Origin of the sequence: Brevibacillus sp. JB24b, from assembly GCF_051713385.1 — a bacterium.
GTDB lineage: Bacteria > Bacillota > Bacilli > Brevibacillales > Brevibacillaceae > Brevibacillus_B > Brevibacillus_B laterosporus.
The window spans coordinates 3,201,985-3,214,669 of record NZ_JBNVQV010000001.1 but is presented as its reverse complement, the minus strand read 5'-3'; the positions used below and the strand labels follow the sequence as shown (position 1 = coordinate 3,214,669).

Genomic DNA, 12,685 nt, shown 5'->3' with positions numbered 1-12,685 from the left:
ATGACTATCCTCTTTTCTTTGTTAAAAAAGAGTTGTATTTTGCAGCCCACTAGACTATTTTTTTTGAGGAAGGTTCATCCATAAACCACAAAATATACGAACACTGTTTGCAAATAAGAATAGTTGCCCTCTGACGGAATCAAATCGTTAGAGGGCTGTTTATTTTGTATACCTCTGAAGTAGTTGAACATACAAGCCATTCTTGATCTTCTTAATAAAATACTATAAAGGAGGTAATAGAGATGACAATACAATTCCGGGCTAAACTGCGAGGTTCTGAGGAAGTCCCACCTGTTTTCACAAATGCTACTGGAACCGCTACGTTCAAGCTAAGTGCAGATAATAGCCGACTTGATTTTCGTTTATCGCTACATGAGCTACGTAACCTGACTCAAGCTCATATTCATATCGGGGCAAGAGGAGTTAATGGACCTATAGTGGTATTCCTTTTTGGACCAGTACAACGTGGTATTAGTGTATGCGATGCTACTGTGACTGGATCTATTACTAGTGCAGATTTAGTTGGTCCACTTCAAGGAAGAACACTCGCCGAATTAGTGCAACTTATTTTAAGTGGAGAAACCTATGTAAATGCTCATACCACTCAACATCCTAATGGGGAAATACGTGGTCAGATACGTAGAGTTGAAAAAGTTTGTATTTGTAAATGCTAGGCTTTTTACTCATTGCTTTAAGTAGATAGGATCAAGACTCAACGCCTATTTCAGCAGAATGGGCAAAATTTTGACAGGCTTTAGATGTACCGTTTTGTCAAAGCTAATATCTGTTTGGAAATGAAAAGAAAACCTTTTTAGCAAACCGCCTGTAACAAGGCGGCTTTTTTAAGAAAAACTTCAATTAAATGAGATGTTAGGGTATGGAAGTAAAGACTAGTAGTGAATGGTAGCCTATATGAAAAAGTCATTTCTTATTTTGTAAAGAAACGACTTTTTATATATCAGCTATGGAGGAAGAAGGTAAAAATTCAGAGATCGATTCTTATTAACAGGGGAGCCATATTACAACCTCAGTTCCTCCCGTGTGTGTTTTTCGCATTTCAATGCGCCCATGGTGCAAATCAACGATTGATTTGGCGATTGATAAGCCAAGACCGCTTCCTCCTTTTTCACGAGTTCGAGATTTATCTACTCGATAGAACCGTTCAAATACATTTGCACGTTCTGCATCAGGAATTCCCACACCAGTATCTTTTATATGAATCTCAACCCAAGATTCGGTAGAAAAGACATGAACCTCTACAAAGCCTTCCTCTGTGTATTTTTTTGCGTTATCTAACAAAATATCAAATAGTTGACGAATTTTACCTGTATTCATAGGCAGTGTTAATGGAGTATCCCAAGAAAAGTGAAGCGAAAGGTGTTTAGGAAAAACTGTTGTCCAAGTGGTACGGATTTCTTCTAACAAAGGAACCATATCTTGAGTCGCAAATGTGGCTTCTCTAGAAGTATTATCCTGTAACTTAGCAAGAGATAGTAGATCTTCAATCAACTCAAAAAGGCGAGAACACTCTTGAAGCATGGCAGAAAGCGCCTCATCTCTTACCTCAGGATTATGCTTTCCCCAGCGTTGAAGTAGTCGTGCATAGCCTTCAATGATGGCGAGTGGCGTTTTAAATTCATGAGAAGCATCTGCAATAAATTGTTGTTGTTTACTGAAGGCATCCTCTACACGATCTAATAGAGAATTAAAGGCTAAGACTAAATCTTTGATTTCAACATCATTCGTGATTATGGGAAGACGTGTACCTAAATCTTCAGCTTCTTTTTTTTGAATCTGCTCAATCAATTGGGTTAACGGCTGTAGTCCAATTTGGGTCAATTGATAGACACCGATGGCTGAAATGACAAAGGTAGAGATAGCAGACCAGCAGAGAATTTGAATCAGAATCCGAAAAATGGGACGGATCTGTTCATTGTCCTGAATGATGGTTAGTAAGAGGACATCAGGAAAACCAGGTAATTGAACGGATTGCATGGAGCTAATCACATTTTTGGGATTACCTAAGTCCTCTTCCGTCCAACCGGTACCAATCACAGAGGCTAGGGTTTCTTTAGTAGCGGTTTCTAATAGAATCGCTTGATGAACATCAGCATATTTCAACAGTACATCCTTTACAACTTGAAGATTAGTTGTTTTATAGTCCAATGTTGCTTTATGTAATTCATTTAAAATCGTAACAATCTTCTTTTGTAGTTGCTTTTGTTCATATTGATAGACCAAGTTACTAGTAGACATGTAGACAAACAAATTCATAAATAACAAAAACAGAGTCATTGCAGTAGTCAATATGATGGTTAACCGCCAAGTTAAGGAAGTGGGCATACGTCTAGCTACTTTTTTTAACATTTATTCCACCCGCAAGCTGTAGCCAACTCCACGAATGGTATGGATTAATTTTTTGGCTCGTTTTCGTTCAATCTTATTGCGTAAGTAGCGGATATACACATCGACTACGTTGGTATTGCCCATAAAGTCGAATCCCCAAACCGCTGTCAACAATTGTTCCCGTGTCAAAGCTTGTCCCTGATGATTGGCCAAGTACAACAATAGATCAAATTCTCGTGGGGTTAAAAGAATTTCCTTCGTATCGCGGAAAACACGACGGTTCTGTACTTGGATTTCAAGAGAGTCGATGTGAAGAATTTCCTGGTTCTTGGAAACAACCGGGCGAAGATTAGCACGGATTCGGGCAAATAACTCTTCGATAGCAAAGGGTTTAGTTAAATAATCATTAGCACCGCTGTCTAGTCCAGCAACAATATCGGTAACCTCATTACGTGCCGTAAGCATGATGATTGGTACCTCACTCCCTGTTTCTCGGATACGCCGACACACCTCAATACCAGAGATTTGAGGAATCATGACATCCAATAGAATGAGATCGTACTCGTTTTGTAAGGCTCTTTCAAGTCCAATTGCCCCATCATGACAAATCTCTACTTTATATCCCTCATTCATTAATTCCAATTGTAAATAACGTGCAAGGTTTTTCTCATCTTCTACTAAGAGAAAGCTCCCTGTCGGACTCATGCTCCCTGTCACCTCTGCTTTGTAAATCTATGCTGATATTCCAAAAAACAGGTATATCTGTAGTAGTGTAACCAGCTTATCCCTCTTTTACCAATTATCATTGACTATTGGTAGGTTCTCTACTAGCAGATGGACAAGCTTACAAAGAGCGGAACGACTTTACTACACAAGATAAACAGAAAGCTTTCTCGCAAGGCTATTTTTATTCAAGAGCTTTATCACGATTAAAAGAGGTAAATGATCTAGTTCAAAATACAAGCATGAGTAGATTACTTTGGAAGGTTAGCGACTTGGGGGAGCGCATATGCTACTTAGAAAATCCTCCAGTTATGAGCTCTTGTGATAAAGGAGCAATACTTGTTTCCAGACTACTGTAAAAATGCTGAACGGCAGGAGCGTACAATAGGTGCTTTTGCTGATTATAGGCTCCAATTTTCATGTTTGTATCCTGTAACGAATGCAAATAATTCTGTAATAGATGAGCAGTTTCACTTTTGGGATAATCGCGTAGCGTTTGACGATAGTAACCTTGCAAACCAGGTTGCAGCAGCGGTGTTTGCGGTTCATAAACCGGACTTTGCGGCATTCCTTTTATATAACAGAACAAATAGGCGCGGTACATAGAATAGACAGTGTTGCGTTTTGCGCAAGAAGAGAGCTTGGCGAAATGAGACTGTCGGAACACACGACAGTCTCGCTTAGGTTACTCAGATCGGGTGGATCAAGATTTTTTAACTTGAAAGGTATGGTCCAACAGCACCCAGTTTTGCCTAAAGGGAATGCCTAATCTCCAATAGCTGATTCCACGTAATTTCAGCTCCTGCAATAAAGAAAACTTAGCACGCATGGAGCGTGCATCTTCAAACCAGACTTCATGCTCACGGCCTTGTTCATCGTAATACCGAAAGTGTGGTGCTTGCGCAACCGAGTCATATTGAATCGATTGCTGGTAACGTCGGGCTAGGTTAACCGCCTCTTTAGGACTCACTACTTTCGCATACTTGCCCCCTGGACGATAAGGAAGCGTCCAGTCATAGCCGTATAAATTTTGTCCCATCATTATTTTTTTAGAGGGAATTTCCGTTAGTGCATATTCCAGAACGCGACGTACCGGTCCGATTGGCGAGACAGCCATCGGAGGACCCCCACTATATCCCCATTCATAGGTCATGATAATCACAAAATCAACAATTTCCCCATGGGCACGATAGTCATGAGCTTCGTACCATTGTCCTTGTTGTGTAGCGCTTGTTTTTGGGGCAAGCGCTGTTGAGATCATATATCCATTTGCATGAAGACGGTCCCTTGCTTTACGTAAAAATTGATTATAAGCTTCACGATCTTTGGGATAAAGGTGTTCAATATCAAAATGAATGTCACTGAACCCATATCTTTTCGCTCTCTGTATAATCTCATCAAGCAAGCGATTTTGTTTTTGCTCGTCATGTAAAATTTCTCCACCTAATTCCGCACTAAACTGATTATTTTCTATGTTTGTAATCACCATCATCAAGGTGGCTCCATTTGAGGTGGCGATAGCAGGCAAATCGTCCAACTCGAGTGAGGTAAGGGTTCCATCACGTTTGATTTGGTAGCTAAATGGAGCAATGTACGTTAGATAAGGTGCTGCTTCGCGAGCAGTCCGTTCAGTTACAGCGAGGTTTCTACGTGGCTCTATGTAAGCATTAACTACAATCGTGGGCTGGGGTGGCTGAGGGATGGTTAAGACCATGCCAGGATAAATAGGTCTTGAAGCAGAAAGATCATTTGCTTCTGCTAATTGTTGAACAGAAACATTAAATCTAATCCCAATCTGATAAAGCGAATCACCAGGCTGGACCGTGTACTGCTTAGGAGTAACGATTACGAGTGATTGACCTACTACTAGGCTTTGTTGGGGCGTAAGATCATTATCGTTGGCGATTTGTTCTACAGAGGTTTTATATCGATTGGCGATCCGATACAAACTGTCACCAGGTCGGACAACATAAATGATCATGAGGCCACCTCCTTGTTGTTTATCTATTTTACTCATATTCAGAAGGAAGCTAATTTAGATACTATTTTTCTTGGATGTATTGGGAGGGAATTACGTGATGCTTGTTTTTTATCAAGGGCATAATAAGGAGAGGAATGAAATGTATGCTTCCCATTCTATCTTTGATTGGGGAGCATTTTTGGGTTAAGGAAACAAGCCATTATCAAAGTTTCTAATAGGGGTCCTACCATGACCCTCCCCCTATTAGAAGTAAAGAATCGGTTAAATGTCAAGAGTAGAGAAAATAGCCTCAAAACGTTTGGGAGTTTCTAAGTCGAATAATTCTGTATATCAAATAGGCTTCCTTGTTTTACAATAGACACTGGGAGTCACCACCACCTCTTAAGTTTAGATCGCACTTAACTTATTAGAGATTTGGGGAGGTACTCCTTTTTCTATGCTCAAAAACCCTTGAGCCCGTAGGACTTATAAAATTGATTAAATTTTATTAATAAAATTTGAATTTTGATTGTTTGTTATTTTTTATCTCTTGCTTCTTAATAACTCATCCGATAGAATTGCTATATTGATAAACAAAAATAAAAAAACATGAATCAGGAGTTTGTTATGAATAATTCTTCTTTGAGATTTTCACAAATCCTCACGATTGGGTTATTGCTATTTGCTATCTTTTTTGGTGCTGGAAATGTGATTTTCCCTCCTGCATTGGGACAAGCAGCAGGAACGAATATGTGGATTACCATTATCGGTTTTATTGTGACAGATGTAGGTCTTTCTTTACTAGCAATAATAGCAGTTGCTCTTGCGGGTGGTAGTTTTGATAAATTAGGGGCAAAGGTTCATCCAACATTTGCAACCGTACTAAGTATTGTTATCTATCTGGCTATTGGTCCACTTTTTGTTATTCCACGTACTGGAACAGTATCTTTTGAAATGAGTGTGGCCCCTGTATTATCTGAGGGCAATGCGGGAAGATGGTGTTTCCTATTCATTTTCTTCGTTATCACATACCTCTTATCGCTAAACCCCACTAAATTAGTAGACCGTATCGGTAAAATCTTAACGCCTGTCTTTTTAGTTATGATCGGAGTTATTTTAGCGAAGGCTCTTATCTCCCCAATGGGAGCATTTGCTGAGCCAACAGGGGATTATGCTGAAATTCCTTTTTTTAAAGGATTTTTAGAAGGATTTTTAACGCTAGATGCTATTGGTGCTTTAGTAATTTCTGTTATTGTTGTAAATACGATTAAGCAATATGGGGTAACGGAAAGAAAAGCGATTGCCAAAAACATGATTTATGCTGGAATAATTGCTTCTATTGGATTAATGCTTGTTTATTTTGCTTTAGGGTATATTGGAGCTTCTAGTGTTTCACTTGGAGTAGCAAGCAATGGAGGAGAACTTCTTACAAATGTGATGAATCATTTATTTGGAGCAAGTGGGAATTTGTTATTGGGAGCAGTAATCATTTTTGCGTGCTTAACAACTGCTGTTGGCGTTACAGCTGCATTTGGTAACTATTTCTCAAAAATGTTACCAGGTATTTCTTATAAAAAGATTGTCTTGGCTGTTTGTTTATTTAGTTTCGGTATCTCCAACTTAGGACTAAATGCGCTTCTTCAAGTTACAGGGCCTGTATTAATGGTGCTATACCCAATTATCATTGTTTTAATTGTGTTATCGTTTCTTGATAAGTATATAACTGGAAAACCATCTGTTTATATTGTTGCAATGACAGTAGCAACCATTTTTAGTCTCCTTCAGGTACTTGAAGAACAGGGGTGGATGTCAGAGAGCATCATCCGTTATGTACAAATGATTCCCTTTTACCAATTGAAAATTGGATGGATGGTGCCAGCTGTTATTGGTGCTATTGTCGGATATGTCATGCCACAAAAGCCAGTGAAAAAAAGGCGAAAATTAACATAAAATAGAGGTGCTCCCACATCTTTGTCTAGTTTAGAGTTATGGCATTGTTTACATGAACGGACACTGTAATTTCAAAGAGCCCATTCCAAGCTCTTTCCGACAAATCCGATAAACCAAATAATAGAAAAATGCCAAACTAATGTTCCAGATCAAATGGACGAGAGAAGAAGCCCCATCCCGATATGTCTCTGGGACCGTCTACTGAAAGTGTTCTCACCATTAGGTCACATTATATAGAAGGAACGAGTCGGTGACATTCCTTTGCTGTATCAAGACTAGCGCATCCTGGCAGCTTGCGCTAGTCTTGAGCAGATGTAGCTCGGACATCCAGGTTGATCAAGGCGCAAAATGAGTAATCGGTAGCCACAACACCTATTGGCGGGCCCGAGTAGTTTAATACTTAAAAAGTAATAATGTTTACCCATTTTTGCTCTATTAGCGTCGAACATTCTCTAGACCAATACTACTTATATTTAAGCGTTGTGCTCTTTCTTTATGTACTAACTTTAATAGTCGTTTTATCTTACTAAGAGGTTGCGAAACCTCATGTCTTAAAATATCCCCAATTAGAAAAAATAAGTGAATTAAATAGTGGTGCTTGTCACTTCTGGTTTTTTTTCAATTTTTGTATCACTGAACATAGAGTGATAAAAAAAACCTACAACAACAGCGATTGACGTTAAGAATGCAGCAAAAAGATACAAGTTCGTCATACCGAATTGGTCCGCAAACCACCCCGCGAGTAGGATATATACGGTAAACCCAAGTAACATGAAGAGAAAACTACGCTTTTGTAGACGTTTTACCAGAGCCACTACAAGAAGCCCCCCTACAATTGACCCGGCGAAGAAGGAGCCATTCATGAGCCCCAACCAACTTTCATCACGATTCAGGACTTGCTTGACGAAAGCCAGGACGAACACACCAATCCAGGCTGTATCTCCATCGAGAAAAGACATTCCAAACACAAAACATTGTAAGATAATTATCGGTTGTATACACTAGAAGTTTTACTTTCTTCTGGTCGTAGTTTTTGACAACTTGTACATTCAACAAAAAAGCGTGCAGACCTCCATACCTTTCGGTATTTTGTCTACACGCTGAGAGCTTGCATATGGCAAAGCTCTTTCTATTTATTTATACTGATGCGGCCAAGTGAATTTCATCTTCGGTTAAATAGCATTGTGGATCAGATGCCCAGAAATCCCCATAGAAACCTTGTGCACGAGGCCGGAAGTTCCCGTTACAGACGGAGAAGTATTGACAGGTTGAACAACGCCCATGAATCTTGGTTTTACGGTCACGCAATCCAAGAAGAATAGGATGTTCTCCTTGCCAAATTTCTGCGAAGGATTGTTCGCGTAGATTTCCAAGAGCAATGTTTTGACTAAATTGATCAGGATGAACAATTCCACGGTGATCAATATTACAAAAAGCGATACCAGAACGATTACCGCCATTGCGTTGCAGTTTTTCCCAGATGCGTTCTGCTAGCTCGGGATTGGTCTCCATCACTTTTAGATAGAGGTAGATAGCGTCTGCATGGTTATCAACGGTCAAAATTTCGCGTGGTTGTCCCGATTCTTGGAAATAATGAATTTTTTCAATAATAAAGTCTAAAGCCTCACGTGTTTGCTGATGAGTAATATCATCCTCGACTCCACCACGACCTGCATAAACGAGGTGGTAGAAACAGACGCGAGGAATGTTTTCTTTTTCAATCAAGTCAAAAATATCTGGCAAGGCTTCAATATTGTGTTTATTCATTGTGAAACGAAGGCCAACCTTTTGACCCACAGCCATGCAATTCCGGATTCCACGAATGGCTAGATCAAAGGCGCCTTCTTTTTGACGGAAAAAATCATGTGTCTTTTGCATACCATCTAGGCTTATGCCAACATAACTAATACCCAAATCTTTTAAGCGCTTTGCCTTTTTCTCATCGATCAGCGTGCCATTGGTTGAAAAGGTAATACGAATACCTCTAGAAATAGCATGTTCTGCTAGTTCAAATATATCAGGCCGAATGAGAGGTTCCCCACCAGAAAACAGGATAACGGGTACTTTCATATCTGCTAATTGGTTAATGACATCATGAGCTTCCTCTGTACTCAGCTCTCCCTCATATTTTTTATTTTCGGAACTGGAGTAGCAGTGTAAGCAGTGAAGATTGCAAGTTTTTGTAATATTCCAAGCAACGACAGGTCCATGCCCCTGATGAGTTCCTGTTTTTTGGTTCCGAGCAGCTTCTGAATATCGTAATTTATCTCCGAAGGTCGTAGTTGTTTCAAGTAAACTGGAAAGTCCTATCATCATATCCTCCCTTAAGCCTTTGTACAAACTTTCACGGCCTAATTCTAGCAAATTGCTGGAAAATAATTTGTGAGGAATATCACTTCTTGGAAAAGGCAACTTGGTTACAATCAAAAAAGAGTAAGGAGGGATTGGTATGCTGGAATACGAGAGCGATTTTGCTATGAAAAAGAAACATGAACACATATTGCTTTCCTATTTGTACAATGACCATAGTGAACTGGATGGAAGACTAAAGCACATTCTGTCACTCATACGTTATGGAACAAAATGGAACGAAGAGTTACATGAAGATTTGCATCGTTTCCTTCAATTCCTTCAAACAGATTTCCGTCGGCACATTATGGTGGAGGACGATATTCTATTTTTTACGTTAACAAATCGACTGGCAACGTTAGAGGCGCCATTACTGCTCATTAAATCAGAACATGATCGCTTATTAGAGATATCAGATCGCATTGGGTCAGAATTGAACCAGTGTGTGTTACAGGAACAAAAAACATCTACGATGGTTTGTTTGCTTAAGCAATTTGATGAGCTATTTGAAGAGCATACAATTAAGGAGGATAGGGTGTTGTACCCGATGGCCAATCAACTGCTGACGTTAGCTGAAAAAGATATCTTGTATCAGACAATCTCCAAACATTATAAATAGATACCATCTTGCCAATGGAGTGAGTGAACTACATGAATTACGACCAGAATCCTTTTATCGTGATTTGGGAAGTGACACGTGCATGTGCTTTGCGTTGTTTACATTGTCGTGCGGTAGCACAGCCCAATCGTCATCCAGATGAGCTGAGTACAGAAGAAGGTAAGGAATTGTTAGATCAAATCAAAGCCATGGGGAATCCGCTTCTTGTTTTTACTGGTGGCGATCCATTAATGCGTGAAGATTTATATGACTTAATCGATTATGCAGTAAAAATTGGATTGCGCGTTTCGATGTCTCCTAGCGCTACACCACGTGTAACAGAAAAAGCGATCGTAAAAGCAAAAGAGGCCAGATTATCACGTTGGGCTTTTAGTTTAGATGGTCCTACAGCAGATGTGCATGATTACTTCCGCGGGACACCAGGCTCGTATGATATTACGGTAAAGTCGTTGGCTACTTTGCGAAAGCATGGTCTACCTGTTCAATTAAATACAACGATTTCTGTTTACAATGCGCATTTATTAGAGGAAATGTCCCAGATGGTGGAGGAATGGGATGCAGTGCTGTGGAGTGTTTTCTTCTTAATTCCTACAGGAAGAGGGCAAGCAAGTGATGCGGTATCCCCAATGGAGCAGGAGCGCATTTATCGCTGGCTGATCGAGAAGAGTCAGACTGCTAGCTATAGCATCAAAACAACAGCGGCACCTGCTTATCGGAGAGCACTTTATTTTGCAACCCAAAAAGACATGAAAACACAACCTGAGCAAGTAAAAAGAATGGATAATCTAGGGCGCTCGGCTGGGGGAGTTACGGACGGTAAAGGATTTGTGTTCATTTCTCATGTGGGTGATGTTCAACCAAGCGGATTTTTACCGATTTATTGCGGAAATGTACGCAGTACACCTCTGGCAGATTTATACCGTAATCATGCAGTCTTTCGATCGTTACGCTATCCGGATGGCTATTCGGGAAAATGTGGCGTCTGCAACTTTAATCAGGTATGTGGGGGATCACGCGCCCGTGCTTATGCAATGACGAAGGATTATTTGGCAAGCGATCCTTCATGTATGTACATACCTCCAAAATGGGAAGAAGGTTATGGACAAAAGCAACTGGGCTACTTTTAATAGCACATGTGATCGTGAATAGAAACAGAGAAAAAGAAGCAAGAGATGTTATGTTGACATGTCTTGCTTCTTTTTGTATTCATTTTTAATTTTTTATACATTCACAAAAGAAAAGATGTTTTGTACAAAATGTGAAAACGCAAAATCATGTGATTAAAATCACAAAGTGCTATGTGAGAGTTGGATATGATTTGTGATGAAAAAGGTTGTTTATATAAAAAAGTTCAATTTCGTTTATAAACATGGGTTGAGCGTGTTTGAACTTAGTAGAGGAGGTAACCTATGTCAACAAAAGGAGTAATGAAATGGGAACCGGAGAATCCTGAATTTTGGGAATCTACAGGTAAAAGAGTGGCGAACCGTAACCTTTGGATATCTATTCCAGCCCTATTACTTGCTTTTAGTATTTGGTCCATTTGGTCGGTTGTTGCTGTTAATCTCAATAAAGTTGGATTTCAGTTTACACCAGATGAACTATTTAGTTTAGCAGCTCTTCCAGGTCTTTCAGGTGCTACGCTGCGGATTTTGTATGCATTTGTTGTTCCGATTTTCGGAGGACGTAATTGGACCGTATGCAGTACAGCTTCTTTGTTAATCCCAGCAATTTGGATTGGATTTGCTGTGCAAGATCCGGCTACATCTTATGAAACAATGGCATTGCTCGCAATTTTATGTGGTTTTGGCGGTGGTAATTTCGCTTCTTCCATGGCAAATATCAGTTTCTTCTTTCCACAAGCCAAGAAAGGCTCTGCCTTGGGTTTAAATGCGGGACTTGGTAATCTTGGTGTAAGTGTAGCGCAATTTCTAATACCAATAGTAATTGGAATTAGCGTATTTGGTAATTTCGGTGGTGGTCCACAAACAAATGGTACAACGCAATTATGGCTGCAAAATGCTGGATTTATCTGGGTAATTCCGATCATACTTACTACAATTGCAGCTATGTTTGGGATGAACAACCTTCCGATGACACAATCGATTAAAGATCAATTGGTTATTTTTAAACGCAAGCATATGTGGATTTGTTCATTTTTATACACAATGAGCTTTGGATCTTTTATCGGGTTTGCAACAGCATTTCCTTTGTTAACTCAGCACCAGTTTCCTGATGTAAATCCGTTGCAATATGCCTTTATTGGTCCTTTATTAGGGGCATTAGTTCGGCCGGTCGGTGGTATGCTGGCTGATAAGCTGGGTGGGGCAAGGGTAACTCTCTACAATGTTATTCTGCTGATCGCTGCTACGGCTGGTGTCATCTACTTCATGAATAGTAAAGCATTCTGGGCATTTTTCGCCTGTTTCATCGTGATTTTCTTCACAACGGGAATATGTAATGGTTCCGTTACACGTATGATGCCTACGATTTTCCCGCCAAAAGAAGCGGCACCGGTCATAGGTTTTACATCGGCTATTGCGGCATATGGACAATTCTTTATTCCAAAATCCTTTAGCATGTCAATTAAGTCTACAGGTGCTCCAGATATTGCTTTATATGGGTTCTTGGTGTTTTATGCTGTAGCTTTAGTCTTGTTATGGTATTTCTATGCACGTAAAAACGCAGAGGTAAAGTGCTAGATAATAGGCCGGCTTGATTTAAAAAAGAGTCTTGGT

General features: G+C 39.9%; 11 protein-coding genes. 5 read left to right on the top strand and 6 right to left on the bottom strand.

From position 1 onward, the window contains the following. Positions 1 to 242 precede the first annotated feature (242 nt). The gene (locus tag ACQV1I_RS15045; protein ID WP_094699735.1) at positions 243 to 674 is read left to right on the top strand and encodes a CHRD domain-containing protein; all 432 of its coding nucleotides are present in this window, start codon (positions 243 to 245) and stop codon (positions 672 to 674) included. Positions 675 to 1,002: 328 nt separating this feature from the next. Here ACQV1I_RS15045 and ACQV1I_RS15040 read toward each other — a convergent pair whose 3' ends face one another. The 4 genes from ACQV1I_RS15040 to ACQV1I_RS15025 all read right to left on the bottom strand — a co-directional run bounded on the left by ACQV1I_RS15040 (position 1,003) and on the right by ACQV1I_RS15025 (position 5,050). Then, complete coding sequence (locus ACQV1I_RS15040; protein WP_116334026.1) at positions 1,003 to 2,367, bottom strand: sensor histidine kinase; 1,365 nt, start codon at positions 2,365 to 2,367, stop codon at positions 1,003 to 1,005. After that, positions 2,368 to 3,051, bottom strand: a complete 684-nt coding sequence (locus tag ACQV1I_RS15035; RefSeq protein ID WP_094699737.1) for a response regulator transcription factor — start codon at positions 3,049 to 3,051, stop codon at positions 2,368 to 2,370. Between the two features lie 307 nt (positions 3,052 to 3,358). Further along, entirely contained in the window at positions 3,359 to 3,736 is a 378-nt protein-coding gene (locus ACQV1I_RS15030) for a hypothetical protein (RefSeq protein WP_147304259.1), read from the bottom strand. A 36-nt stretch (positions 3,737 to 3,772) separates the two neighbouring features. Next, a complete protein-coding gene (locus tag ACQV1I_RS15025) occupies positions 3,773 to 5,050 on the bottom strand; it encodes a LysM peptidoglycan-binding domain-containing protein (protein ID WP_116334024.1) in 1,278 nt (425 codons plus the stop codon). Between the two features lie 606 nt (positions 5,051 to 5,656). Between ACQV1I_RS15025 and brnQ the strand changes: the two genes are divergently transcribed. Continuing rightward, positions 5,657 to 6,979, top strand: a complete 1,323-nt coding sequence (brnQ, locus tag ACQV1I_RS15020) for a branched-chain amino acid transport system II carrier protein (RefSeq protein WP_116334023.1) — start codon at positions 5,657 to 5,659, stop codon at positions 6,977 to 6,979. Between the two features lie 584 nt (positions 6,980 to 7,563). Here brnQ and ACQV1I_RS15015 read toward each other — a convergent pair. Further along, positions 7,564 to 7,794, bottom strand: coding sequence for a hypothetical protein (locus ACQV1I_RS15015; RefSeq protein ID WP_201747410.1), 231 nt, complete (start codon positions 7,792 to 7,794; stop codon positions 7,564 to 7,566). Between the two features lie 322 nt (positions 7,795 to 8,116). Beyond that, entirely contained in the window at positions 8,117 to 9,292 is a 1,176-nt protein-coding gene (locus ACQV1I_RS15010) for a radical SAM/SPASM domain-containing protein (protein WP_116334022.1), read from the bottom strand. 136 nt (positions 9,293 to 9,428) lie between these two features. On the opposite strand from ACQV1I_RS15010, the gene ACQV1I_RS15005 reads away from it, so the two are divergent. From ACQV1I_RS15005 to ACQV1I_RS14995, 3 genes are all read left to right on the top strand, one after another. Continuing rightward, a complete protein-coding gene (locus ACQV1I_RS15005; protein WP_018670637.1) occupies positions 9,429 to 9,947 on the top strand; it encodes a cation-binding protein in 519 nt (172 codons plus the stop codon). 32 nt (positions 9,948 to 9,979) lie between these two features. Next, the gene (locus ACQV1I_RS15000) at positions 9,980 to 11,074 is read left to right on the top strand and encodes a TIGR04053 family radical SAM/SPASM domain-containing protein (protein ID WP_116334021.1); all 1,095 of its coding nucleotides are present in this window, start codon (positions 9,980 to 9,982) and stop codon (positions 11,072 to 11,074) included. Between the two features lie 282 nt (positions 11,075 to 11,356). After that, entirely contained in the window at positions 11,357 to 12,649 is a 1,293-nt protein-coding gene (locus tag ACQV1I_RS14995) for a NarK family nitrate/nitrite MFS transporter (RefSeq protein WP_116334020.1), read from the top strand. The last annotated feature ends 36 nt before the right edge of the window (positions 12,650 to 12,685 follow it).